Genomic DNA, 24186 nt, shown 5'->3' on the forward strand with positions numbered 1-24186 from the left:
CCGCCGAGACCCGTCACGAACACAGAGAGCGAGCCCGACAGACATGGACGAGAACACCCGCTACCAGGTGCTGCGCAACGACGAGGAGCAGTACTCGCTGTGGCCCGCCGACATCGAGGTGCCCGCCGGCTGGCAGCCCGTCGGCAAGGAGGGCACGGAGGCCGAGTGCTCCGCCTACGTCGACGAGGTGTGGACCGACATGCGCCCGCGCAGCCTGCGTGAGCACATGAAGAACGCCGAAGCCTGACGCGCTCGCGCAACGTCACGCGGGACCGGGCCGGGGCGCGCGCCTTTCCAGGAGCGCGCCCCGATCCGCCCGCCTGTCCACCCTTCCCGAGGAGCCTCATGACACCGGCCCTGCACACCGAACGACTCACCTTCCGCCCCTATCGTCCCGAGGACGAGGACGCCTTTGTGGCCCTGCTGCGCGACGAGGAGGTCTGTCGCTGGATGGGTCAGGAACGCGTGCCCGAGGCGGACATCCGCACGTTGTTCCGCACCATCCTGACGGACGTCTACCCCCAGCGCCTGTTCGACGTGTGGGGGATTTGGCACGAGGACGTCTATGCCGGGCACGCAGAGGTCAAGAAGACCGGAAACGTCGACGGACACGAGCTGATCGCCGCCCTCGCACCCCCCTACTGGGGCCGCGGCCTCGGCACAGAAGTGGTCCGCGGCCTGCTGCGCCACGCCACCGACAACCTCGGGTTGAAGGAGGCCTACGGCATGGTCGGAGCCGACAACGCCGCCAGTCTGGCCATGTGCCGCCGCCTGGGCTTCCGGCACGTACGGGACGTGACCGGCGACGACGGGAAGGTGACCAAGCTGATGGTGATCACGGCAACGGAAGCCGAATGACCCAGGTCGGGCGTCTCAGTACGCTCTCGAGGCGCCGGCCCGCTACTGCTCTGATCCGCTCTCTCCGGAGCCTTCCGGCCACGGTGGTGAGTTCGCGCCGCTGCTTGTGCCGGAGGAGCGGTGTCCGACGACGGAGCGGCGGCTGACCCCGAGGGGCTCGAGGACGGCCTGATGAGATGTCAGCGGCGGGTGAGGTATCCGGCCTCGTTGACGGCTGCGGTCCATACGTCGCGGTCGACCCACTTGGTGATGTTCGGTTGCCGTTTCGGTGATGGGGCCGGAACGCACCCGGGTCCGACCCACACGATCAGGGAGGTGTTGAAGTGCTGTTCCTGGGCCAGGGGTCGAGCACGTTCGGCCCGCGGCTGTGACGGTGACCTACGTCGGAAACCGGCACTCACCCAGGCTGGCCGATGCTGCCGCAGCCACTGGCCCTGACTGACTGCGGCGCTCGAGGCGGTTCCCTCTACTGTTCGGAGGTGCCTGCGTCGCGGCTGCCGTAGCCGGAGGCGCCGCCTGAACGGCGGCCGGAGGACATGTTCGCGCCGGCGGCGGCCGCAAGGGCCAGTGCGCAGGCGATCACACCCACGATCACGTTGTTGGTGATGGTGCGCGTCGTGTCGACCTCGCCCGAGACCACCCACGGCGCGATGATCGTCCACGCCCCCAGCGCAGCGGCGGCCCAAGCCATGCTGTGGGTGCGCTCGTAGGCATGCCCGAAGCCGCCCATGAGCAGCGCGTAAGCGATGCCCACGATCAGGTTGTTGACGGCCAGGGTCGAAAGGCCGTTGAAGCCCGCTATCCAGGGCGAGGCCGCCAAGTACAGCCCGGTAACCACACCCAGAGCCTCAATCGCCTGCGCGCGGGGAGTGGTCGCTGCCCGCTCGTGCCGAGCACGCATCTCAAGGATGTCCGGGTGGGATTCCATGCTGGGTGGGGTATAGCTCATGATCTCCTCCAGCTGTTCTACTGCCGATGTCCCGCGTACCCCAAAAAGGAACAAACCCACCTTTTCGCCCTTCACGTGCTCGCGCGGGGAGGTGCTCGAAGGCCAGATCAGACCGTGACGGGCCTGCCCGATGAATCTCCGCGAGCTGACGGCGCGGGCGGCGCGGGCTCTCCCTGCGAGTGGCTCCTACGCGCCTTGCGCACCCGGTTCGCCGACGCCAGTCACCGGGCCGCTCGCCGGTGGGTTCGGAGCGGGGGCCGCTCATTCCCGGGCCGCGCCATGGGGGTGGACGGTGGTGCCCCACTTCCGCATGCTTCTTTGTCCCGGTGAGGCGCGTCCCGCTGCACGGCGTCGGGGCCCTGGACGCGCCGTCACAGCCTTTCAGAGCCCCTTCGCTGCAGCGTTGAAACCATCACGCACCGCAGGCACGAGGCGTCCGTCCCAGCCAGGCGATACGGCGGTCCCAAAACAGCTTTCGCACCGTTCCACCCATTCGGCCTGCCGTGATGGCGAGGTATACGCAGTTCGGCGAGGGTGGGGTGGGCTTCGCCGTCCACGTAGGCCGAGCCCTTCCGGCTGACCCGAGGGAGCTTTGTCATGTCTGAACGCAACACCGTCATCCGCAGCCTGCATGATCTTGGTCTGGCCGCCTGGTTCGGGGGCTCACTGATGGGGGCGGTCGGCCTCAACGGTGCGGCTCAGGACGAAGGTGGCGTGGGGGCCGGCCGTGACCGGATCTCTTCGTCGGGCTGGGCGAAGTGGGCGCCGGTCAACGCAGCCGCGATCGGAGCACACCTGTTCGGCGGCGGAGGGCTGCTCGCCGTGAACGCGCACCGTGTCGCCACACAACAGGGCGTGGGCGCCTCCACCACGGCCAAGACCGTCGTCACCGCCGCGGCTCTGGCCGCCACCGCCTACGCCCGCATCCTGGGCAAAAAGGTCGAGCTGGCCTCCTCCACCGACCCCGCCGACGCCGAACAGGCGGAGAAGCACCCGATCGACCTCGACAAGGCACGGCGGCAACTGGCCGCCGCACAGTGGGCGGTACCGGCCCTGACCGGATGCCTGGTCGTGCTCAACGCCCTGCACGGCGAACAGCAGCGTCCAGTCGAACAGGTCCCCGGCATGTGGGAGCGGGCACGTTCCGCGACCCACCTGATGTCGTAGAGCCTCGCGGCGGGACAACGGAAGGTGACCGTCAGCCAAAGCGCCCGCATGCGCCCGATACCTCGAGGAACACCACACCACCACATCGTGGTCGCTGTAGGCGGTGCCGAGGATCTCGTCCAGGCCCCGTGCGTGCACGGTGAGGCTTCGGCCACCGGTACGGGAGGGAGGGGGTACGACGATCGGCGCGCTGGTCACGCCTCCCAGCCTGCTCCCAGCAGGGCGGTGGCTGTGCGACCTGCCGCATGTCCCCGGGCCCTTCGCAGCGAGCACGGTCCCTCGGGCGCTAAGCGCACCACCTGCGGGTACCGCTCTGTCCCCCCTCCGGGAAAGGACGCGGCGTCGAATCGGTCCAGGTCAGGCAATCGACGAACTGCCCGCGCCGACCGTGGACTCCGCGACGCGGATCCGCCTTACCCAGGCGCTGATCGAACTCGCGGGAACCACCACGCTGGAGGTCCTGCGCCATCTGGTCCACGAGGGCGACGGCGCTGCCGCCCGTTCGTGATCGTGGTGTTCCGCTTCTGTGCTGTGCCTGGTGAACCGGGTGCTCAATACTGCTCGCGGACCTCGGTCCACCGAGGACGCGGGCGGTGGCGGACGCAAGGCCCACGGAGCGGACCACCCCGGCGGCGCCGTTCACCAGCAGCGTCTCGCCGCTCGCCACAGCGAGGGTCTGTCACCTGCGGGGGGTGCTGCCCCGCAGGACGATGTTCGTGGAGACCGGTAGTATCCGCGAGGTATCGCCCTCGGAAAGCGCGAGTGCCATCGCGTGGAGCCCGACCTGGTGCAGAGGCACGGTCACAGAGGTCAACGCCGGGACGACATCCACCGCCGGGCCGATGTCGTCGAAGCCGGCGACGGCGACGTCCTGGCCGGGGATCAGCCCTGTGTCACGGAAGGCGGTCATCAGGCCGATGGCCATGACGTCGTTGACGGCGAAGACGAGCTCTGTGCCGTCAAGGCCCCGTCGGACCAGTTCACGGGCTGCCGCACCACCGCCCCGGCGGTTGAACTCGGCTTCCACCACGAACCGTTCCTCGAGGTCGATGTTGAACTCGCGCAAGCCGTCCGTGAAGCCGTCGCACCGGTCGCGGGACGTCCTGAGCCCGGCGTGCGCGCGCACCACCGCGAACCGTCGGTAGCCGAGGCCGACCAACGCACGGGCCAGCTGGCGCGCTCCGCCGTAGTTGTCGATGCTGACGGTGTGGAACGGCAGGTCGTGCCGGCTGATCAGGACCACGCTGCCGCCCGCTTCCCGGTAGGCGTCGAGTTCCTGGGCAAGGGCGTCGCGGGTGTCGTGGCCGTCGATCCGGCTGCCGGCCAGGATGACGGCGCGGGGCCGCATGCCGCGCAGTGTCCTGACGATCTGGAGTTCCCGCTCGGGGGAGCGGTCCGCGACCGCCATGGTCACGATGAGGCCGGCCGCCTCCGCCGCCTGCGTCACCCCGCCCGCGATGGACGAGAAATACGGGTCGTCGACACCGCTGACGACCAACGCGGCGGTGTTCGTCGATCCCCGGGCGATCGCCTGGGCGGACAGATGCGGCGTGTAGTCGAGTTCCGCGGCCGCGGCGAGCACACGGTCGACGTTCTGCTGCCGGACGTTACGGATGCTGCCGTTGAGAACGCGCGACGCCGTCGCCTGCGAGACACCCGCCGCCCGTGCCACATCGCGCAGGGTTGCCTGGCGCACTCCGAATACGGCCTCTTGGCGCCGCCGCACAGGCCCCGCCGACGCATCGTCCATGCCGCACATTGTGCACCGCGCCGCAAGGGACCGCGGCGGTGGCGGTGCAGCCACAGAGAGCCACACCGCAGGGGGGACGCTCCCTCCTGGTTTCGCACTGCGTTCTTCCGGCGGCTGCTGCCGGCGCCGGAACCCGTTCCTGTACCCCTCGCCGACAGGCCACGGCTATCCTCCGGTCAGGGACGACAGCGCCCACGCTCGTGGCAGGGGAAGACAGGAGGAACGGCGCGATGCCCCATCCAGCCAGACCGACCGTCACCCTGCGTGACGTGGCGGAGACCGCCGGCGTATCGGTCTCGACGGCGTCACGCGTCCTGGGTGGCAGTTCCCGGACGGTCGCGGAGGAGTACCGGCAGCGGGTCCTCTCCGCCGCGGCCGCGTTGCGCTACACCGCGGACGCCTCGGCCCGGGCCATGCGGCGCGTGAACGACTCGATCGCGGTCGTCGGCGACGACCTCACGACCCCGTCGATGGCAATGGCCGTCGCGGCGATGGAGCGGCGGGCGCGCGACGCCGGGGCGTTCGTGACCGTCTCGTCGACCCGCGGCACCGCCGAGCGGCAGCTGGAGACAGTCCGGCTGCAGCGTGCGCTGCGGCCGCGTGCGCTCATTCTGACCTCGAGCCGCCTCGACGCGAACGCCCTCGGGGGGCGCCTGCTCGACGAGTTGCTCGGATACGAACGCGAGGGCGGCCGGGTGGTGATCGTCGGTGACACCGACATGCCGTTCGACTCCATCAGCTTCGTCAATCACGGCCCTGCGAAGGAACTGGCCGGCTTCGTCGCCGGGGCGGGGCACCGGCACGTGACGATCCTCGCCGGCGCGCGCGGGCAGGGAAACGTCTCCACCCGTACCGCGGGCTTCCTGGCCGGGCTCCGCGACGGCGGCGTCGAGGGGCGGCACATCCGGATCTCGCACTGTGCGGTGAGCCGTGAAGGGGGGTTCGACGCGGCGCGGCTGATGATCACCGAGGGGCTGGAGCCGCCCCACGCGGTGCTCGCGGCCAACGACACCATCGCCATCGGCGCGATGTCCGCCTTCCGGGCTGCCGGGGTGGCGGTGCCGGACGACGTCTCGGTGACCGGTTTCGACGACATCGAGCTCGCGGTCGACGTGACACCGCGGCTGACGACCGTGTCGTTGCCGCTGGCGCAGGCAGGTGCCGAAGCGGTCCGCCTCGCGCTCGCGGATCGTGCGGAAGCGGAGCATTTGATGATGCGCGGGCGGGTCGTGGTGCGCGACAGCGTGGCGGTCCGCATCGCCTGATCCGCCCCTGGACCGATCACTCCGGCCGACGCACACAGTGTGTCCGGCCACCGGAGACTGACTCGTCGCAGACGTTCTACGGGCTGCCCGACGCGAGACGCGTTTCGATCACGGACGGACCTCCCACGCGGAATGCGTTTTCCCGCCGAGAGATGACCCCTCCCACCGGGTGCGCCCTCTCACCTCCGCGATCCCACGCGGCAGGCCCCTGCGGGAGAGATCCTCCTGGGAGGGAGCGCGGGTGTGGGTGAGGCGTGCAGCGGGTGTCTGAGCAGCCCGTGCGAGCGCAGTACCGAAGCAGACGTGCTGCCGCGTGCCTCGCTGCCCCACGATGCCGTCGGCTTCCGGCAGGACCCTCCGCACCGCCCGTGCGTTCATCTGCCCGAAACCTTGACGCACTCAGTCATCGCTGGGCACACTGCGCGGAATACGTTTTCCCACTGCAGCCCCAGGGGGCAGGCATGAGCAATCGTGGCGGCCGGCTCCACCTCCAGGAGGGCACTGTGACGAGGGAAGCACGGCTCTCGCAGCCGCCGCCGAGCTCAACCCCGGACGGTGCGGGTCCGGCCGGACCCGCACCCATGTCGTCGCGCACCCGTTGGTGCGTCCACCTCACGGTCCCGAACCGCCCGCGCCCCGAGTCGTTACCGGACGTCGCGGCCGGAGGCGTCACGACAGGAGCCAGTTCCTCACCACCACGGACGACAAGAAGAGGACAATGACCGTCAACCGAAGACTTGTGTCACGAGCGACAGCCGCCGCACTGTGCGCGCTGGCCGTCGTGCTCGCGTCGATCGTGCTCATCCCCGTGCAGCGTGCCTACGCCGCGGGCACCACGTACTTCGTGAGCACGAGCGGCAACGACAGTAATGCCGGCACCAGCAGCAGCGCGCCCTGGCGCTCGCTGAGCAAGGTGAACTCGACGACGTTCCAGCCCGGCGACACCATTCGCTTCGAGGCCGGTGACAGCTGGACCGGGCAGCTGTGGCCGAAGGGGTCCGGCACAGACGGCGCCCCGATCTCCATCGACAGTTACGGAACGGGCGCCAAGCCGAAGATCGCCGGCCAGGGCACCGTCAGCGACGCGGTGCGGCTGTTCAACCAGCAGTACTGGGAAATCCGCAACCTCGACGTGTCGAACGCGGTGCCCACCGGGACGACAGACGGTTCGAAGCTCGGCGACTTCCGTGGCATCGGCGTACACGGCAACAACGGCCAGACCCTCCACCACTTCGTGATCGACTCGGTCGACGTGCACGACGTCACCGGCGAGGTCAAGTGGATCGGCGGCAACACCGCCAACAACAAGCCGGGCATCACCTTCAACAACGGCTGGGACCGCTCGAAGAACAGCGGTGGCATCGCCTTCCTCACCACGGTCCAGGACATCGCCGCGCCTGGCGCCCCCACCGTGCTCGACGACATCACGGTGCAGAACTCCAGCATCAAGAACACCTCGTTCGCGGGAATCGTGACGAAGCAGTACGCCGGTGACGCGCCCGGTGCCGTCTTCACGGGTTGGGGCAAGCGCGCCACGGCCACGGACTCCCGCTTCACCCCGCACACCGACGTCACGATCCGCGGCAACTACATCACGCAGGCGAACACCGACTTCGGCGGCAACGGCATCTACGTCACCGGCACCCGAGGCGCACTCGTCGAAGGCAACGTGATCGACCGGGTCGGCGTCTCCGGCGTCGAGACCAACATGGCCGACAGGGTCACCGTCCAGCACAACGAGGTCATGGGCACGCACCACATGGGTGGCAGTGCCGACGCGAACGGTCTGGACCCCGACATCGGCACCACCAACCAGGTCTTCCAGTACAACTACCTGCACGACAACGGCGACGGCATCCTGCTCTGCGCGTGCAACTCCTCGGTCAACTTCGGCAGCGCGGTGGTCCGCTACAACGTCATCACCGGCAGCGAGCGGTGGAACCTCCACATGTCGCAGACAACGGGCTCGGTGGCGCACGTCTACAACAACACCTTCGCCAACACCAATTCGCAGACCCTGGTGAGCGGCGGCGCCTCCGGCAGGGTGACGCTGACCAACAACCTGTTCATCTCCGGAAATTCAGCACCGGAGTTCAAGCAGCAGTCGAGTATCGTCTACAACAACAACGGCTACTCGTCCAACCTGACGACTCGGCCCTCGTCCGACGCGAACGCCGTCGTCGGCGCTCCGCAGTTCGTGAACCCCTCCGTCACGGGACCCTACGGTGACGAGAACGGCACGAGGCTGGGCACGGCGGCGAACTTCGCGCTCCAGTCCGGATCACCGTTCGTCGACTCCGGCGCCACCGTCACCGGCAACGGCGGCCTCGACCACGCCGGGGCTCCTGTGCCGATCGGGAACGGCCCGGAGATCGGCGCCTTCGAGCGGGGCGCGCCCGGCATCGCGTTCACGGATACGTTCAACGGCCTGACGACCGGCGCTCTCGCCAACGGGACCAACGGGTGGCGGGTCATCTCGACCAACAACGACGTCTCCGTGGTGGAGACGCCGTCCGCGACCGACAAGAGCGTCCGCCTGACCCGCACCATCGAAGGCGGCGGCACCGACGGGACCAACCTCGCCCGGCTCTTCAGCACCCCGCTGCAGGGCGTCGTGACCATCGACGCGCAGGTGATGCGCAACGACACGCAAGGCGGCTGGTTCGGGTTGCCCTACGTGTACAACTCCAGCGGCAACCAAGCCGTCAGCGTCGCGTTCGCGCGCGGCCAGATCCACGCGTATCAGGGAACCACGGACTCCGCGATCGGTACGTACACGAAGGGCAAGTCGTATCGGATCACGCTCACCGTGGACACCGTGAACCAGCACTTCGACCTGGACATCGACGGCCGACGCATCCTGACCGATGCCGCGTTCCGCACCTCGATGCCGGGAATCGCGAAGGTCGCGTGGTACTCGAACGGCGGCGAGCGCGGGTCGGTGCACGTGGACGACGTCCGAGTGTCGCGCGGCACCGGATACGGCCAGTGACCGTTTCGGTCCGCTGAAATCTCTCCAGTGAGTAAACAGCTCTGCCGGGCCGCTATCGGCCCGGCAGAGCTGATTTCCATACTGATCAACGCGATGAGATCTTCTGCAGGCAGGCGCTGACCACCGGCACATAGAAGGTGGTGATACCCGCCATATTGGGGTGCGTTCCCGACCCCTCCGTACCGGGGAAACCGTTGACCAGGTCGTCGAACGTGTATTTCGCCCGCTGGGCGTCATCGCGGGTGTCGAACGAGGTGTCCCCGAAAACGTCGGCAACCGCCACATCCCACTTCTGACATGCCCGCAACGTCACCTCACGCAGCGCCACCTGAGTGTTCCAGTCCCTCGATCCGAGTTTGTGGGCGGCGACGTACACGATGCGGGCGCGCGGCCATTTCCGCTGCATCGTGTACAGCGTCTTCTCCAGCTCATCCGCGTAAGTACCCACTGTGTAGCGCTGGTCCCTGAAGATCGACTGGGCGTCGTTGGTGCCGCCGTCAAGGAGGAGAACATCCGGCGCGATGTCAGTCGCCTCCTCGACCTGCGTGCGTATCTGTCCACCGGACGCATGTGGGTCGACGCCAATAGTCGCGCCGTTCCGGGCGAACTTGGTAAGGGTCATGCTCTCGCGCTCGGCGACGAGGTCCACGAAACTGCGCGGATACACGTGTCCGTGCACGATGCTGTCGCCGAAGGCATAGAGGATTTTCCCTGCCGGCCCGTTACCCACATCAATCTCCCTACAGCTCGCGATTTCTGACCTGATTTTAGTCCGAACATTGACCCGTTGGGCCAGAGGAACGTAAGTTCAGGAGAAGATAGTAAGCGCTTGCTGTCGCGAAATGGAGTGCTGACGAAACATGATCACAACCCATACCGGACTGCCCGGGGGTGTTGCCCTCTCGCATCTGTCGGTGTACGACTGGCCAGCCGCCGACGGGGTGTGCGGCGGCACCCCTCACATGCACCTCGCGTGCTCGGAGGCCTACGTCGTCACCGGCGGCCGGGGTGCCGTGCAGACGCTGACCGCGTCCGGGTACGAGGTGACTCCCCTTCAGGCCGGTGCCGTCGCCTGGTTCACACCCGGCACCATCCACCGGCTGGTCAACGAGAGCGATCTCCGGATCACCGTTCTGATGCAGAACAGCGGGTTGCCGGAAGCCGGGGACGCGGTCCTCACGCTGCCCCCGGAGTACCTGACCGATCCAGAGGCGTACGCACGCGCCACCGTCATCCCGGCCAACGCGCCCGAGGAGGAGCAGGAGCGCGTCGCCCGGGCCCGGCGCGACCTCGCCCTCGAGGGATACCGGGCCTTGCGGGAGGCCGAGGGACCACAGGCCCTGGCCGCGTTCCACCGGGCCGCCGTCGCGCTCGTACGGCCGCGCATCGCCGAGTGGCGCGAGCGGTTCCGGCAGGGGGCCGAGGCCGCCGCGGCGGCAACCGCGGTGCAGCTCGACTCGCTTGAACAGGGGGAGTTCCCCCACCTCTCCGATGCCGTCGTCCGGACGCAACAGCCCACGGCCCGCGGGAAGTTCGGCATGTGTGGGCGGCTTGACGTCTACCAGGACTGACGACGACAACGCGCACCCAGGAGCCCGTGACGGGAGCCTGGGCGGGTGCCTGCCGTGCCGCCTTGCGGTCCGTAGCCGGCCGACCGCCGGTGCGGCGGAAGGGTCGGCGCGGTCACCGGCCGGGGCCGGCGCGGGCGGCCGTGCACAGCAGCGGTTACCGCTCAAGGCCAGGACGCCCGCGCCGGCCGCGGACCGCGCCCGGGAGCGGTCACCGTTTACGGAGCGAGGCGGCTTCCAGGGGGCGGCTCGGCCGTCGACTCCCGCCAGATGACCCGGAACAGGGACACGTCGTTCGGCTCGGGCGCCGTGTTCGTCAAGCCCGCGATCAGCTTGGCCATGGCCTTGCTGCCCAGCCGTTCGAGATCCACGTCGACGGTGGTCAGGGACGGGGTCATGAACTGCCCGACCCCGACGTTGTCCCAACCGGTCACGCTGAGGTCGCCCGGCACGTCCCAGCCGCGCTCCCGGGCGCCCCGGACGACGCCGGCGGCGACGAGGTCGTTGGCCGCGATCACCGCGGTCGGCCGCGAACGGCTCGGGAGCGACCGTATCGCCTCGATGCCGGACGCCCCCGACCAGTCTCCGTCGAAGACCCCGACGGACTCGACCCCGAGGCGTTCGACGGTGTCCAGGTAGCTCTGCTTGCGCGCCCTCGCGGAAGCGAAGTGCGCGTCGCCCGCCACATGAAGGAACCGGGAGTGACCGAGCGCCGCCAAGTGCTCGATCATCCGCACCACGGGCCTGGCGTCGGCCAGTTCCCCGATGCCGCGCATCTCGTCGTCGAAGTCGGCGGAGATCACCACGGTCGTCCTCTGGTGCAGTTTGCTCTCCACCGCAGGGAGCACGGGGGCCAGGGAGAGCATGCCCTCGTACTGCCCCGAGTCGGCGAGTTCCAGGAGGCGTTCACTCCTCGCCCGTACGCCGCCCCCGGCGCTCACGACGTCCACGAAATACCCTGAGGCCTGTGCCGTCGCGCTGGCTCCCGCCAGCATGCGGGACGGGTTGAAGGCCATGGCGGGCATGAGTATCGCCAGCCGGCCGGTCTTGCGCGTGCGCATCGACCGTGCCACCAGGTTGGGACGGTAGTCCAGTTCACGGATCGCCTTCTCCACGCGCTCCAGGGTCGTGGGCTTGAGCCCGCCGTTGAACCGCAGATACCGCGAAACCGTCTGGGGCGACACCCCGGCGAGTCGCGCCACATCGGTGATCGTCGGCCGCCGTCGCGCCGTCTCAGCGCTGTCCATCCGCTTCTCCCGCCCATCCGCCAACGTTACGGAAGTCAGAGCGTACACACTATTGACGCAAAAAGTGATCGTTCACTATGGTCCTCGCAACCCGAAGAGTGAACGATCACTTTTTGGTCACGCGGGGCCCGGGACGGGCCCGCACCACTGTGTTTTCGATGCCGCCGCTCAAGGGAGCAGTGCCGTGAGCTCCATCAACGAACTACGCCGGCTGCGCGGGTCCCAACGGGGCGCGCGACAGCAGAACAAGGCGGCGTTCTTCTTCCTACTGCCCTGGTTCGCCGGGCTCTTCGGGATCACGCTCGGCCCGATGCTGGCCTCGCTGTACCTCAGCTTCACCAAGTACAACCTGCTGCAGCCGCCGCAGTTCAGCGGACTGGACAACTGGACGCGGATGCTCCACGACGAGCGGCTGCACAAGTCGCTCGGGGTGACCTTCAGCTACGTCCTGGTCTCCGTTCCGTTGCAGCTGGCGCTGGCTCTGGGACTCGCCCTGCTGCTGGACAGGGGAGTGCGGGGCCTTGCCTTCTACCGCTCCGTGTTCTACCTGCCGTCGCTCATCGGCGGCAGCGTGGCGATCGCCGTGCTGTGGCGCGCGATGTTCGGGACCAACGGCCTCGTCAACGATGCCCTGGCCCTGGTCGGTGTCCAGGGGCAGGGCTGGATCTCGGAACCGGGAACGGCGCTGTCGACTCTCATCGTCCTGAACGTCTGGACGTTCGGCTCACCCATGGTGATCTTCCTCGCCGGACTGCGGCAGATTCCGGTCTCTCTCTACGAGGCGGCCTCCGTCGACGGCGCCAAGCGCTGGCGCCAGTTCCGCAGCATCACCATTCCGCTGCTGACACCCATCATCTTCTTCAACCTGGTGTTGCAGATCATCCACGCCTTCCAGACGTTCACCCAGGCCTTCGTGGTCTCCGGTGGCACCGGGGGCCCCGCCGACTCCACCCTCTTCTACTCGCTGTACCTGTACCAGCGCGGGTTCGGCCACTTCGACATGGGGTACGCGTCCGCGCTCGCGTGGGTCCTGCTCCTCATCGTCGCGGTCTTCACCGCCGTCAACTTCTGGGCCTCAAAGTACTGGGTGTTTTACGATGACTGACCGCGCCGTAGCCGTACCCCGCCCGCTGCCCGTCGACCGCCCTCAGTCGATACGCCGGGTCAGGCGCGCGGTGCGCGCTCCCCTCAAGCACTGCCTGCTGGCTCTCTGCGCTCTGACGATGCTGTATCCCATCCTGTGGATGGTGGTCAGCTCGCTGCGTCCCAACAACCAGATCTTCCGCAGCGCGGGACTGGCCCTGACGCACGCGCGCCTCGAGAACTACGCCAACGGCTGGAGCGCCTTCGCCCAACCCTTCAGCCACTACATGATCAACTCGCTGATCGTCGTGATCGGCGCGATCCTCGGCAACCTCCTCGCCTGCTCCCTGGCCGCCTACGCGTTCGCCAGGCTCGAATTCCGGGCGAAGCGCGTGTGGTTCGCCATCATGCTCGTCACCATCATGCTGCCGATCCACGTGATCATCGTGCCGCAGTACGTCCTGTTCTCCGAACTCGGCTGGGTCAACACGTTCCTGCCCCTCATCGTGCCGAAGTTCCTGGCGACCGACGCCTTCTTCATCTTCCTGATGGTGCAGTTCATCCGTGGGATCCCGCGCGAGATCGACGAGGCCGCACGGATCGACGGCGCCGGACACGCGCGGATCTTCTTCCACGTCATCCTGCCGCTGATGGTCCCGGCCCTGGCGACCACCGCGATCTTCACCTTCATCTGGACCTGGAACGACTTCTACACCCAGCTGATCTACCTCACCGACCCGGTGATGTACACCACGCCCCTCGCGCTGCGCGCCTTCGTCGACCAGCAGACCGCGACGGACTGGGGCTCGGTGTTCGCCATGAGCGTGGTCTCGCTCGTTCCCGTCTTCCTCGTCTTCCTCGCCGGGCAGCGCTTCCTGCTGCGCGGCATCGCGACCACCGGCGGCAAGTGACCGCGGGGGCTACTGCCGGACCGCGGCGGCGAACGAGTCATGACCGCTCGGGCGCTTCGCAGCCACCCACCCGATCCACCCCTCAGGCACAGGAGAAAGCACATGAATGCCAGCCCCTTCAGACGCGTCGCCGTCGGAGCCGTCGTCTCTTGCTCGCTCGTACTGACCGCCTGCTCCGGCGGCAGCACCGGCGCCGCTCCCGAGCTCGGCGACAAGCCGGTCACCATCCGCGCCACCTGGTGGGGAGCGGACGCCCGCGCTCAGCTCACCAACGAGGTCATCGCGGCGTTCGAGAAGAAGTACCCCAACATCAAGGTCAAGGGAGAGTACAAGGACTGGGCCGGATACTGGGACGCGCTCGCCACGACGACCGCGGCCAAGGACTCCCCCGACGTCATCCAGATGGATGAGCTCTACCTCGCCTCGTACGCCGGCCGCGGAGCGCTCTACGACCTCGGCAAGGCCGAGAAGATCGTCAAAACCTCGCAGTTCGACGACCAGGCCCTGGCCACCGGGCAGGTCGACGGCACGCAGTACGCGCTTCCCGTCGGCATCGGCGTCATGTCCGTCGCCGTGAACACCGACCTGTTCAAGAAGTACGGCGTGAAGCTCCCCGACGACAAGACGTGGACGTGGGAGGACTACGCCAGGATCGGCAAGGAGCTGACGGACAAGAGCGGCGGCAAGATCCACGGTGTGGCCGGCGCCCCCGGGTTCGACGCCGGAAGTCTCAAGTACTGGGCTCGCCAGCAGGGCAACGAACTCTTCGGCAAGGACGGGAACGTCTCGCTGAAGGCCGAGTCGCTCGCCGGTATGTGGAAGTACGGTCTGAGCCTGATCTCCTCCGGGGCCAGCGTCAAGGCCTCGACGATGGTCGAGGACCAGACCGCCGGTATCACGGCCGGCAGTTTCGCCACCGGCAAGGCGGCCATGATGGGGGCCTACAACACCCAGATCACCGCGCTGCAGGAGGCGACCGGCGCCAAGCTCAAGCTGCTGCGGCTGCCCCGCGTCGGCGACACCAAGGCGAACTTCTTCAAGCCCTCGATGTACTGGGCGGTCTCCGGCCAGAGCGAGCACCCGGCCGAGGCCGCCGCGTTCGTCAACTTCGTGCTCAACGACGCGAAGGCCGCCGACATCCTCAAGACGGAGCGCGGGATCCCCGCGAACAAGGAGATGCTCAAGCACCTCGAGGGGGGTCTGACCGGGCCCGACAAGGCGGCAGCCGACTACATGAACACGGTGACACCGGGTGAGTCGCCGGTCGTGACCCCCAACGGCGGAAGCGGCGTCGAGCCGCAGCTGCAGCGCTACAGCCAGGAGGTCTACTTCAAGAAGACCTCGCCGGAAGCCGCCGCGAAGGCCTTCATCAAGGAGCTCCAGAGCGAGATCGACGCGGCCAAGTGACCCCCTCCCCGGGGGCCGTCGTCGCCGCCCCACGGCCCCCGGGGTGAGCCCCGCACAGAGCGGGTCGGATCCAGAAGAGAGAAACCACCCATGCCCAGCTCCCGGCCGCCGTACAGCGTGGCCATCATCGGCACCGGCGGTATCGCCCACGCCCATGCCGAAGCCCTCACCCACCTCTCCGAACGCGCCCGCCTGGTCGCCGTCGCCGATGTCGACCCCACACGCGCCGCCGAGTTCGCCGACCGGTTCTCCGTGCCACACGTGTTCGGCGACCCGCAGGCCCTGCTGGAGAGCGAGCAGCTCGACCTCGTCCACATCTGCACCCCACCGCAGACCCACGCGCCCCTGGCCTCCCTCGCGATGCGGGCCGGCGTCACCGCACTGGTGGAGAAGCCGACGGCGCTGAGCCTGCGCGAGATGGACGAACTGGCCGCGGTACAGGAGCAGACCGGCTCCAGGGTCCTGACCGTCTTCCAGCACCGCTACGGCGCGGCAGCCGTACGCCTGCGCCGGCTGGCCACGGCCGGTGCGCTGGGACGGCCGCTGGTCGCCACGTGCGAGACCCTGTGGTACCGGCCCGACGAGTACTTCGACGTGCCGTGGCGGGGACGCTGGGACGTCGAGGGAGGCGGCCCCACCATGGGGCACGGCATCCACCAGTTCGACCTGATGCTGTCGGTCCTCGGACCGTGGTCCCAGATCACCGCGCTCGCTGACCGCCAGGCCCGGCCCACGGACACCGAGGACGTCTCGGTGGCCGCCGTCCGGTTCGACAACGGAGCCCTCGCCACGGTGGTCAACTCCCTGCTGTCCCCCCGGGAGACCTCGCGCCTGCGCTTCGACTTCGAGTACGCCACGGTCGAACTCGAGCACCTCTACGGCTACCGCGAAGAGCACTGGAGGTTCACGCCGGCCCCCGGCCACGAGGAGCTCGCGGATCGGTGGGCCGACGCCGGCGAGCCGGACCTCACCAGCGGCCACAGGCTCCAGATCGAGGCCGTGTTCGACGCATGGGAGACCGGTCAGGAACCCGGTGTCTCCCTGTCGGACGCGCGCCGCACCCTGGAGTTCGCGGCGGCGACGTACGCCTCGGCGTTCCGCGGAGTACGCGTCGCGGCAGGGCAACTGGCCGGCGACGACCCGTTCACGCTCAGCATGGACGGCGGCGCCGTGCCGTGGGATCGGGTCAAGGAGGCCCTGGTATGAACACTCTCGACATCCGCCACGACCTCGGCACCTCGGTCACGGTCCGCGACGGCGGCACCGAGCTGTTCCGCTACGTGTACCAGCCGGACACCGTCCAGCTGGAATCGCCCAAGCCCTACCTCCATCCCCTGCGCACCCGGGCCGGCAAGGTGGTCAGCCTGTTCCGTCCCCACGACCACGTGTGGCACAAGGGCATCGCCTGGTCCCTGCCCCACGTCGGCGAGGAGAACTTCTGGGGCGGCCCCACGTACATCCACGGGCGCTTCTACGTCCAGCTGGAGAACAACGGAACCCAGGCGCACCAACGGGTCGTCGCCCTGGACAGGGCCGACGGAACGGCGACGTTCGCGCACGACCTGGACTGGACCACCCAGTCCGGCGCGCTGTTCTTCACCGAGCGCAGGACGCTGCGAGCGAGTCTGATCTCCCCGCACGCCTGGGCGCTGACGTTCGAGACGCGGATGACGAACGTCTCCGGAACGGACGTCGCCATGGGGTCGCCGACCACCAAGGGACGGGAGAACGCCGGTTACGGCGGCCTGTTCTGGCGGGGCCCGCGCTCGTTCACCGGCGGACAGTTCGTGACGGAGGTCGGCCTGGGGGGCGACGAGGTCCGTGGGCGGCGCATGGAGTGGATGGGTTTCTCGGGCCGCCACGACGGGACGGACGCGCAGTCGCTCGTGCTCATGGTCGACGACGCGGCCAACCCGAGTCACCCGCCGCAGTGGTTCGCCCGGACCGAGGAGTTCGCCTGCCTCAATCCGGCACCGTTCTTCAGCGAGGAGCTGACCATCGAGGACGGCGAGACCGTGCGCTTCCGTTACGGCGTCGGGATCGCCGACGCCGACGCGGACGCGGCTCCCGCCCTCGCGGACGCGGTGCGCCGGGCGCTCACACGGTCGGATGCGTCCGCGTGTGCCGGAGAAGTCGCTTCGGGCGGCTTCGCGGCGGACCGAGCCGACCCCGCCCACTGAGTAAGCCCTCTGCGTGCACTCCCGCTCACCAGGACGCGCACGCCTTCCCCGACATCTGCGTCTGCTGCGATCGCGGCAGACGCAGATGTCTGCGAAGGGCCATCGACGAACCCCACCGACAAGGCCGAGTAGGGAAACCGGTTGACGTCGTCGAGATACCGCCGTCATGGCCGTCACTCAGCAACTCGCCCGCATCCCGGGGGAGTATCTCGCCTCCTGCCGCCGGTCAGCCGACGCATCGAAGGATGGAGATCCTCTCTGGGATCCACCGTCGGTGGAGGTCCTGGACCTGGACTGGGCGCCGTTCCTGCTCGAACGGGTCTGCGGGCTGGGAGGGTTCGATGACGTCCATCCCGGGTCGGCATAGGCGTGGCCGGACTGTCGCATGCAGTGCTCCCAGGCCGCCACAGCCTCGGTGAACCGCCTGTCCTTCAGCAAATCGGACACGTACAGCGGCCGCAGGTTGGCGGCGACCGCGTCGGCGCGGGACCACGTCCGCAGCTCTCCGTACAGCTTCGTCTGGGCCTCGGCCAGGCAGCCGCCCACCCGCTTGCGGATCGTCCCACCGCCCGGGACGTCGACCGAGAGCAGCTTCGCGTCTCGGCCGCCGTCGAGCGCGGTGTCGAACGCGGTGTCGAACGCGGCGCGCCGGGATGCGGCAAGCTGCGCGCGGTAGCGGAGGTTGGGGTCCTCCCGTCGGGCGCGGTCGGTCTTCTCCCGGATGCGGCTGCCGTAGCCGTGCTCGCGCGCCCACGCCACGTCGTCCTGGACGTAGCCGACGGGCCGCGCCTCTTCCACCGTGAGCCGCTCACGCTGCCCGAAGCGGAAACCGTGGCCCTTCATACACAGCTGGACCAGGCGTTGTTCGGCGTCCGACAGCCGGGTCTCCTCGACGTACGTGAGTTACCGGAGCTCCGTCGAGCGTGCTGCCGCCGTGGCGCGGCCCGCACCTCTCCCGTCCCTGTCCTGGGTGCATCCGCTCGCCACGGCCGTGATGACGGCCGTGAGCGCGCAGGCCGCGGCGTGCGCACGTCGCCTGTGGTGCTGTTCCCATCGCCTCGACACGTTTCTCCCCCGAGGTCCGGTGTGATGACAGCTTTCGGGGAGTGTGAGCGCGCGGGAACCTGCAACTTTGCAGGGCGTTCGCCTGAGCAGGGCATGTCGCGCCGCACCGTCTGGGACGCACTGCGATCGACGGCGACGCCGGACGGGCACGCGGGCCGCGTTGAGCGGTTCGCCGGCCCGGCCCCCAGTGCCGCAGGGAACGGGCTCCGTGTCGTGTAGCCGGCTGTGATCGAGTGTCGCGCCCGCGGCCGACGGATCGTCGACCGCGGGCGCGACAAGGCAGCCGGTCAGCCGGAGGACGGGCCTCGGGATCACGTCAAGGCTCCCCACGTGGAAGGGGGCCCTCCGGCTCGTGAACGACGGTGAACTGCCCTGACGCTCAGCCGTCCACCTCGTACCGCCCGACCTCCAGGAAGTACCGCAGTTCCTCCGGAGTGCCGTCGATGGCGTCCTCCGCCGCGGCGCGCAGCGCGTCGCTGATGGCCGGGTCGGCGAGGATGCGGGCGATGGCGACGCGGTCGTCCTCGGCCTGGGCGAGGCGGTAGCCGGTCTCCAGGAAGGCGCGCAGGGCTTCCGGGGTGTTGGTGTCGAGGGCCTTGCCGGCTTCGCGCTTGACGCCTCGGCCGGAGTCCGGGTCGGCGAGGATGCGGGCGATGGCGACGCCGTCGTCCTCGGCCTGGGCGAGGCGGTAGCCGGTCTTCAGGAACTCCCGCATGTCCTCCACGGTGCCGTCGAGCGCCTCGTTGGCTTCGCGGGTGACGCCGCGACCGGAGTCCGGGTCGGCCAGGATGCGCAGGATCGCGATCCGGAGGTCGTCCTCCGACATCTCGTCCACCGGCGTGCCGTCCGCAGGCGATGCCGCTGCCGCCGTGGTGGTGCCGGGAGCCGTGCCGGCGGCGAACGCCGGGGTGGCGAGCAGGAGGGCCGGGGTCAGGGCGCCGGCGGCCACGAACAGGGCACCGCGAGTGAGTCTCATGTGTGAAACCTTCCTCCAAGTCATGTAAATCGAGATCATGTTCGCATGCATGGACCGGGAAGGCGGAGCATTTCCGGCGGTGCGGGGTTGCCACGAACCGTCGGCGGCCCGCCGGGTGTTGACCGGCGGGCCGCCGAAGTGGCCGAACTCTTCCGCAACCACGTCAGCAGTTCTTGCTGACGACGTCCCTCCACGTGTTCCCCGTCCCCGTGTACTTCTTGCCGTTGAAGTGCACGGGCTTGCGGTCGGCCTCCGTCGGGACGCCGTTCGTCTTGTAGCGCTGCTCGTAATGCAGGTGCGCCCAGTCGCCGCTGTTCCCGCCGGTGGCGCCGATGCGGCCGATCTTCGTTTTCGCGGTGACCTGGTCGCCTTTCTGCACGTACCTGTCGTGCTTGTCCTTGAGGTGGTAGTACGCCGTGTACCAGCCGCTGCCGTGCTCGATGACGATGACGTTGCCGGCGCCCCGGTCCCAGAAGGTGCGGGCCACCTTGCCCTTGTAGCCCGGGTACACCGCCTTGCCCGACGAGCCCGTGTTGCCCTTCACCACGATGTCCAGCGCCGGGTCGTGGCCGCTGCCGTAGGCGTCGAGTCGCCAGTGGGTGTCGCAGGCGAACGGCATCTGGAACTTCGGCTTGGCAGCCGGGACCACGTCGATCCGGGCCGAGACCGGTGCCGCTGTGGCGGTGCCGGCGGACTCGAGGCCGAACGCGAGGGCGAGCGCGCCGGCCGCGAGCCCCACGGCCGCCTTGCGGCGCCGGACCGGGTGTGAAGTGTTCATCTGTGTCTCCCCGTTGTCGTGCTTGTGTCGCTCTTGGCGCTGGACGCGTCAAGCATTCGGCCGCAGCCGCGAAAGCGGTACCTCGAACGTTGCGGGGCGACCGCCCTGACGGCTCTCGGTTCAGCAGGCCGGCACCCATTCGTGGGAGCGGATCACCAGGCCACCGGGGTCGGGGAAGTCCACCTTCTGGAGAGACTGGATGCAGCCGAACGGCGCCTTCCTTCCCGGTTCGCGGAAGAGCCGGACGTCGTCGTGCGGATCCTCCGTGTAGCCGTTGTTGAAGGCCGACCTCGGTTTCGTGGTCTTCGCCCAGTCGCAGGTGACGATGCCGCCGATCCAGTCGTCGTCGTACTCGTACCAGGCGCACATCTCGCCCTGTCCTCCCGGTTCGGTGAAGAAGCAGACGTCGCCCCGGTCGCAGCGCGCGTACCCCTGGGGCGCGGGTTCGCGCAGGGCGAGGAGGCCGGCTGCGGCCAGCGACACCACGGTGACCGCGGCCAGCGCGCCGAGGACGGCGGGGTGCGGGCCGCGTCTCGGCTTCAGCCGGGGCAGCCGTGGGGAACGGGCCGCCCCGGCCGCGGCCTCGACCCGGCGGAGCAGGGACTGCGCGGAGTGCGGGGCGCGGTCGGCGTGCGTGGGGGCGAGGCAGTCGGCGACGATCTGCCGCCAGGCATCCGGCAGTTCGGGCGAGAGGCGAAGCTCCTCCCGGCCCTTGGCGTAACGCTGAACCGCTTCCCGGCGAGCCGCCGGGTTCGCTCCGGGAAACGGCAGGCCGCCGGTGAGTACCAGGTGGGCGAGGACGCCGAAGGCCCAGATGTCGGCGGTGGGACGGGTCTGATGGCCGCGTTCGCAGACCTCGGCCCACAGCAGTTCCGGCGGGGTGTAGTCGGGGGTGGAGAAGGCGGGGGAGTAGGCGTGGGTGCCTTCCAGTTCGGCGGCCATGTTGAAGTCGGCGAGGCGGACCGAACCGTCCGCCATCAGCAGCACGTTGGCGGGCTTGAGGTCGCCGTGCACCCAGCCCGCGTGGTGGAGATGGGCCACCCCCTCGCAGATCTGGGCGACCAGGGACGGCCCTCCGGGGACGGCGACGGTGCGGTCCGCCGGGGTGTCTCCCCGGCCCCGGAACCGGGTCGTCAGCTGGTCGAGCAACTGGTCGAGGGAGCCCTCGGCCCGTTCCAGCACGAGGACGGTGGCGCCGTCGAGCCCGGGACGGGAAGGGTCGTCCACGGTCAGGGTCTCGTACATGCGGATCAGGCGCGGGCGCTGCAGCCTGCGCAGTAACTCCGTCTCGCGCTCGGCGAGTTCCCGCAGGTGGCGCAGTCGGCGCGGAGTCTGGGTCCCCGTGGGCAGGAACTTCAGCGCGGCTTCGGCCGGCAGGCCCTCGGCGAGTTCGGCCCGGCGGGCGGCGTACACGCTGCCGAAGGCCCCGGAGGCGATGGGTTCGCGTATGTCCCAGGCGCCGACGCGGTAACCCCGTGGGACCTGGACGGCGTACGGCCACGACTCCTGGCTCACCGCAAGGCCTCCGCTTTTCCGCTGAGCAGGGCCAGGTCGGCCTCACGCACCAGGTCGAAGCGCAGGGCCAGGGAGACCAGACTCTCCTTCTTGCCGTTGAGGCGCGGTCCGCCTCCCGGCGCGGAGTCCGGAGCCGGTTTCAGTCGCAGCTTGACCGCCAGGTAGTCGATGTTCCACGCCACCGACGAACGCGAGACCGACGGCCACAACGGGCGCAGTCGCTCGACGAGTTCCTCGGCGGTGGGCACGGGGGCGTGCGGCTCACCGCTCAGGCGTCCGGCGCACAGGGCGACCAGCACCTGAAAGTACCGCTTGCCGCGGTCGAGTGGGAAGGCGGACGCGGTGGGGGCTCCGCCTCTGGGGCCGGTGGGGTCGAGATAGTCGTGGCGAGGGGCCCAGACGTCGAAGCTCAGCAGTTCGCTGGCGGCCGGCAGGACCACCCGCGAGAACTCGAAGGGCACCGGTGCGTCGAGCCGACCGGGTGGGACCTTGATGTGCTCGCCGGCGCCTTCCGGGTTCTCGACCACGTACGTCTGTGCGCCGCTCAGGTTGCTGAGCCTCCAGTAGGCGCCGGCGGCCGTGATCTCGCCGGCCTCTCTGGAGACGCCCTCGTGCGGGATGACCAGGTGCGGATCGGATGGTCGTGCGGAACGGCCGAAGGTCAGGGACTCGCAGGGGTCGAGGTGGATGTGATCGTCCGGGCATGTGCTGAGCATGGGCACGACAATGATGCTGTGCATGACGGCTGCCTCCCCCTGAAGAAACTACGTCCAGGGTAGGAGGGCGGGTGCGGATGCCCCAAGGGATGGCAAAGTCGGCGTGTCACTTCTTGCCTTCAGATGGCGCCGCAGCAGACCGGCGAGGTGGTTGACGGTGCGCGTGGACAACGGCAGACGGCACTGGTGGACGACCGGGCAAGTGCCCTCGGCGTGTTCTTCTGCTCTCTTCGCACAGTGCCCAACAGCTGCCGGGGCAACGTGGTTGCGTTCGTGCTGCTCCATTCTGGGCTGCTCTTGTCGGGCTCGCCCCGAGCACCGACGCCCGTCAGCAGGTCCGTGGGATGTCGCCGTCCTGATCGACCGAGTGAAGCAGTTCGATGACACGTTCCTCGTACCGGACGCGGGCCGGGGAGAAGTCGTACGGCATCTTGCCGATGGCCTCCATCGTGCTCCGCCTCGCCTCGCCTTCCTCCTCGCCGGCGTGCTCGTCTTCCTGGTCCAGGAGGTCGTCGAGGGCCTCGTCCAGACCGGATCTGTCGATGGTGACTCCCAAGGCGGTCTCATGAGTACACCGCTGGGCGGCCAGATCTTCGATGCGGGGGTCGTCGGGGGACATGGTGTCGTCCAGGGCCGCCTCGGCCTCGGCCAGGCGGTCTTCCTCGGACCGCAGATCGGGGTGGGTGGCCAGGACGATGAACCGGTTGGCCTGGACGGCAGCGCCCAGCGGGCCGAACACACGCTCCGTGACCAGAAGAGTATCGAGATCGGCCGGGCGCAGGGCTCCGGGCGGCAGATCATGCAGGCGGCCGCTCACCAGCGGTGAGAGCAGGCCCAGAGGGCTGCCCACCTCGCGGAGGCGGTGCACGGCGGCCCGCTGGGATTCGATGGCGGCCGCCTTGGCGGCGAGGGACTCCTCCAGCCGGGCCAGGGACTGCTCGATGCCGGTGGCGCCCTCAAAGCCGTCCCGGATGTCGTCCAGGGAGATACCCGCATCAGCCATCTTGCGGATCCACAGCAGGCGGATCATGTCGTCGTATCCATAGCGGCGGCGGTCGTCGCTTCCGCGTTCCGGTTCGGCGAGGAGCCCGATGGTGTGGTAGTGGCGGATGGCGCGGGGTGTGGTCCCGGCGAACGCGGCGGCATCGCCGATCTTGACCCGGCGGGGAATCGCAGGAAGGGGCATGCGAGGAACCTCTCAATGTCGTGCTCGCCGCCTACTGGACCACATGCCGTTACGGCACATGCAAACCCCGCTGCCGCAGGCGCCCCGCGCTGTCCCCGCGCCGCTGAACCAAGCCGAGGTGGTCTGGGCGGGCTGAAATCGTCAGCCCGCACCCAGAAGTTCTCAGCCGAGAGTCCAGTCGACGCTGTCGGTGTACGTGGAGCCGTTGATGGTCGCCGTCACTGTCACGGTGTTACGCCCTGGCCTCAGAGTCACGTCGTCCCGCTATGTCTTTCGCGGTTCCGCAACGGGACCGCTGGCCTCCGGGCCCGGCATGACTGTGTCCCCCTGTCGAAGTTGATGACCTGGGGGGTGGTGTCACCGGGCCCGGGAGGTGCCGTCGGAGACGCGATGAGAGGCCCGGCCACCGCCCGGTCCGGCGCAATGCCGGACGGTTCGCGGGCGGCAGGTCTGCATAACGTGGATGCGCGCGTACGACGCCACTGCCAAGGCCGGCACGTTCAACTCTCTGGGAAGGGCGCGATGTTCGACACCGAAGACGTGGGCGTGTTCCTCGGCCTGGACGTCGGCAAA

At 68.9% G+C, this 24186-nt stretch carries 21 protein-coding genes and 1 pseudogene; 12 read left to right on the top strand and 10 right to left on the bottom strand.

What is annotated here, in order from left to right:
* Positions 1-43 precede the first annotated feature (43 nt).
* Positions 44-247 (top strand): MbtH family protein, encoded by a 204-nt coding sequence (locus QNO09_RS15575; protein ID WP_283970772.1) that lies wholly within the window; start codon positions 44-46, stop codon positions 245-247.
* A 98-nt stretch (positions 248-345) separates the two neighbouring features.
* Entirely contained in the window at positions 346-858 is a 513-nt protein-coding gene (locus tag QNO09_RS15580) for a GNAT family N-acetyltransferase (protein ID WP_283970773.1), read from the top strand.
* 466 nt (positions 859-1324) lie between these two features.
* Here the strand turns inward: QNO09_RS15580 and QNO09_RS15585 are convergent, their stop codons facing one another.
* Positions 1325-1786, bottom strand: a complete 462-nt coding sequence (locus QNO09_RS15585; protein WP_283970774.1) for an SPW repeat protein — start codon at positions 1784-1786, stop codon at positions 1325-1327.
* Between the two features lie 618 nt (positions 1787-2404).
* Between QNO09_RS15585 and QNO09_RS15590 the strand changes: the two genes are divergently transcribed.
* Positions 2405-2974, top strand: a complete 570-nt coding sequence (locus tag QNO09_RS15590; protein ID WP_283970775.1) for a hypothetical protein — start codon at positions 2405-2407, stop codon at positions 2972-2974.
* A 679-nt stretch (positions 2975-3653) separates the two neighbouring features.
* On the opposite strand, the gene QNO09_RS15595 is transcribed toward QNO09_RS15590, so the two are convergent.
* Positions 3654-4724, bottom strand: coding sequence for a LacI family DNA-binding transcriptional regulator (locus QNO09_RS15595; RefSeq protein WP_283970776.1), 1071 nt, complete (start codon positions 4722-4724; stop codon positions 3654-3656).
* Positions 4725-4954: 230 nt separating this feature from the next.
* On the opposite strand from QNO09_RS15595, the pseudogene QNO09_RS39960 reads away from it, so the two are divergent.
* From QNO09_RS39960 to QNO09_RS15605, 3 genes and pseudogenes are all read left to right on the top strand, one after another.
* Positions 4955-5104 (top strand): annotated as a pseudogene (locus QNO09_RS39960) (LacI family DNA-binding transcriptional regulator); the annotation flags it as partial.
* A 33-nt stretch (positions 5105-5137) separates the two neighbouring features.
* The gene (locus tag QNO09_RS15600) at positions 5138-5989 is read left to right on the top strand and encodes a LacI family DNA-binding transcriptional regulator (RefSeq protein WP_502962300.1); all 852 of its coding nucleotides are present in this window, start codon (positions 5138-5140) and stop codon (positions 5987-5989) included.
* Positions 5990-6728: 739 nt separating this feature from the next.
* The gene (locus QNO09_RS15605) at positions 6729-8981 is read left to right on the top strand and encodes a choice-of-anchor Q domain-containing protein (protein ID WP_283970778.1); all 2253 of its coding nucleotides are present in this window, start codon (positions 6729-6731) and stop codon (positions 8979-8981) included.
* An 85-nt stretch (positions 8982-9066) separates the two neighbouring features.
* On the opposite strand, the gene QNO09_RS15610 is transcribed toward QNO09_RS15605, so the two are convergent.
* A complete protein-coding gene (locus QNO09_RS15610; RefSeq protein WP_283970779.1) occupies positions 9067-9711 on the bottom strand; it encodes an SGNH/GDSL hydrolase family protein in 645 nt (214 codons plus the stop codon).
* Positions 9712-9841: 130 nt separating this feature from the next.
* On the opposite strand from QNO09_RS15610, the gene QNO09_RS15615 reads away from it, so the two are divergent.
* The gene (locus QNO09_RS15615; RefSeq protein WP_283970780.1) at positions 9842-10552 is read left to right on the top strand and encodes a cupin domain-containing protein; all 711 of its coding nucleotides are present in this window, start codon (positions 9842-9844) and stop codon (positions 10550-10552) included.
* A 215-nt stretch (positions 10553-10767) separates the two neighbouring features.
* Here QNO09_RS15615 and QNO09_RS15620 read toward each other — a convergent pair whose 3' ends face one another.
* A complete protein-coding gene (locus QNO09_RS15620; RefSeq protein ID WP_283970781.1) occupies positions 10768-11796 on the bottom strand; it encodes a LacI family DNA-binding transcriptional regulator in 1029 nt (342 codons plus the stop codon).
* Positions 11797-11980: 184 nt separating this feature from the next.
* On the opposite strand from QNO09_RS15620, the gene QNO09_RS15625 reads away from it, so the two are divergent.
* The 5 genes from QNO09_RS15625 to QNO09_RS15645 all read left to right on the top strand — a co-directional run bounded on the left by QNO09_RS15625 (position 11981) and on the right by QNO09_RS15645 (position 17377).
* Positions 11981-12901 (top strand): carbohydrate ABC transporter permease, encoded by a 921-nt coding sequence (locus QNO09_RS15625; protein ID WP_283970782.1) that lies wholly within the window; start codon positions 11981-11983, stop codon positions 12899-12901.
* Positions 12902-13019: 118 nt separating this feature from the next.
* Complete coding sequence (locus QNO09_RS15630; protein ID WP_283970783.1) at positions 13020-13790, top strand: carbohydrate ABC transporter permease; 771 nt, start codon at positions 13020-13022, stop codon at positions 13788-13790.
* 102 nt (positions 13791-13892) lie between these two features.
* Positions 13893-15197 (top strand): ABC transporter substrate-binding protein, encoded by a 1305-nt coding sequence (locus tag QNO09_RS15635; RefSeq protein WP_283970784.1) that lies wholly within the window; start codon positions 13893-13895, stop codon positions 15195-15197.
* A gap of 90 nt (positions 15198-15287) precedes the next feature.
* Positions 15288-16403, top strand: a complete 1116-nt coding sequence (locus tag QNO09_RS15640) for a Gfo/Idh/MocA family protein (RefSeq protein ID WP_283970785.1) — start codon at positions 15288-15290, stop codon at positions 16401-16403.
* Positions 16400-17377, top strand: coding sequence for a DUF6807 domain-containing protein (locus QNO09_RS15645; protein WP_283970786.1), 978 nt, complete (start codon positions 16400-16402; stop codon positions 17375-17377). The genes QNO09_RS15640 and QNO09_RS15645 overlap by 4 nt, the downstream gene beginning before the upstream one ends.
* 177 nt (positions 17378-17554) lie before the next feature.
* Here QNO09_RS15645 and QNO09_RS15650 read toward each other — a convergent pair whose 3' ends face one another.
* From QNO09_RS15650 to QNO09_RS15675, 6 genes are all read right to left on the bottom strand, one after another.
* Positions 17555-18220 (bottom strand): hypothetical protein, encoded by a 666-nt coding sequence (locus tag QNO09_RS15650; protein ID WP_283970787.1) that lies wholly within the window; start codon positions 18218-18220, stop codon positions 17555-17557.
* 601 nt (positions 18221-18821) lie between these two features.
* Positions 18822-19418, bottom strand: coding sequence for an ALF repeat-containing protein (locus QNO09_RS15655; protein ID WP_283970788.1), 597 nt, complete (start codon positions 19416-19418; stop codon positions 18822-18824).
* 163 nt (positions 19419-19581) lie between these two features.
* Positions 19582-20196, bottom strand: a complete 615-nt coding sequence (locus QNO09_RS15660) for a M23 family metallopeptidase (RefSeq protein WP_283970789.1) — start codon at positions 20194-20196, stop codon at positions 19582-19584.
* A gap of 120 nt (positions 20197-20316) precedes the next feature.
* The gene (locus QNO09_RS15665) at positions 20317-21711 is read right to left on the bottom strand and encodes a protein kinase domain-containing protein (protein ID WP_283970790.1); all 1395 of its coding nucleotides are present in this window, start codon (positions 21709-21711) and stop codon (positions 20317-20319) included.
* On the bottom strand, positions 21708-22451 hold the full coding sequence (locus tag QNO09_RS15670) for an FHA domain-containing protein (protein WP_283970791.1): 744 nt from the start codon (positions 22449-22451) through the stop codon (positions 21708-21710). The genes QNO09_RS15665 and QNO09_RS15670 overlap by 4 nt, the downstream gene beginning before the upstream one ends.
* A 304-nt stretch (positions 22452-22755) precedes the next feature.
* Positions 22756-23613, bottom strand: coding sequence for a MerR family transcriptional regulator (locus tag QNO09_RS15675; protein WP_283970792.1), 858 nt, complete (start codon positions 23611-23613; stop codon positions 22756-22758).
* Positions 23614-24186 lie beyond the last annotated feature (573 nt).

Source organism: Streptomyces sp. 378 (genome assembly GCF_030124145.1).
In the GTDB taxonomy this organism is placed as follows: Bacteria; Actinomycetota; Actinomycetes; order Streptomycetales; family Streptomycetaceae; genus Streptomyces.

Coding starts and splice junctions, on each gene's coding strand:
- QNO09_RS15575 (WP_283970772.1), top strand. CDS start 44: ATGGACGAGAACACCCGCTACCAGGTGCTGCGCAACGACGAGGAGCAG.
- QNO09_RS15580 (WP_283970773.1), top strand. CDS start 346: ATGACACCGGCCCTGCACACCGAACGACTCACCTTCCGCCCCTATCGT.
- QNO09_RS15585 (WP_283970774.1), bottom strand. CDS start 1,786: ATGGAATCCCACCCGGACATCCTTGAGATGCGTGCTCGGCACGAGCGG.
- QNO09_RS15590 (WP_283970775.1), top strand. CDS start 2,405: ATGTCTGAACGCAACACCGTCATCCGCAGCCTGCATGATCTTGGTCTG.
- QNO09_RS15595 (WP_283970776.1), bottom strand. CDS start 4,724: ATGGACGATGCGTCGGCGGGGCCTGTGCGGCGGCGCCAAGAGGCCGTA.
- QNO09_RS15600 (WP_502962300.1), top strand. CDS start 5,138: ATGCGGCGCGTGAACGACTCGATCGCGGTCGTCGGCGACGACCTCACG.
- QNO09_RS15615 (WP_283970780.1), top strand. CDS start 9,842: ATGATCACAACCCATACCGGACTGCCCGGGGGTGTTGCCCTCTCGCAT.
- QNO09_RS15620 (WP_283970781.1), bottom strand. CDS start 11,796: ATGGACAGCGCTGAGACGGCGCGACGGCGGCCGACGATCACCGATGTG.
- QNO09_RS15630 (WP_283970783.1), top strand. CDS start 13,020: ATGCTGTATCCCATCCTGTGGATGGTGGTCAGCTCGCTGCGTCCCAAC.
- QNO09_RS15635 (WP_283970784.1), top strand. CDS start 13,893: ATGAATGCCAGCCCCTTCAGACGCGTCGCCGTCGGAGCCGTCGTCTCT.
- QNO09_RS15640 (WP_283970785.1), top strand. CDS start 15,288: ATGCCCAGCTCCCGGCCGCCGTACAGCGTGGCCATCATCGGCACCGGC.
- QNO09_RS15645 (WP_283970786.1), top strand. CDS start 16,400: ATGAACACTCTCGACATCCGCCACGACCTCGGCACCTCGGTCACGGTC.
- QNO09_RS15650 (WP_283970787.1), bottom strand. CDS start 18,220: ATGAAGGGCCACGGTTTCCGCTTCGGGCAGCGTGAGCGGCTCACGGTG.
- QNO09_RS15655 (WP_283970788.1), bottom strand. CDS start 19,418: ATGAGACTCACTCGCGGTGCCCTGTTCGTGGCCGCCGGCGCCCTGACC.
- QNO09_RS15660 (WP_283970789.1), bottom strand. CDS start 20,196: ATGAACACTTCACACCCGGTCCGGCGCCGCAAGGCGGCCGTGGGGCTC.
- QNO09_RS15670 (WP_283970791.1), bottom strand. CDS start 22,451: ATGCACAGCATCATTGTCGTGCCCATGCTCAGCACATGCCCGGACGAT.
- QNO09_RS15675 (WP_283970792.1), bottom strand. CDS start 23,613: ATGCCCCTTCCTGCGATTCCCCGCCGGGTCAAGATCGGCGATGCCGCC.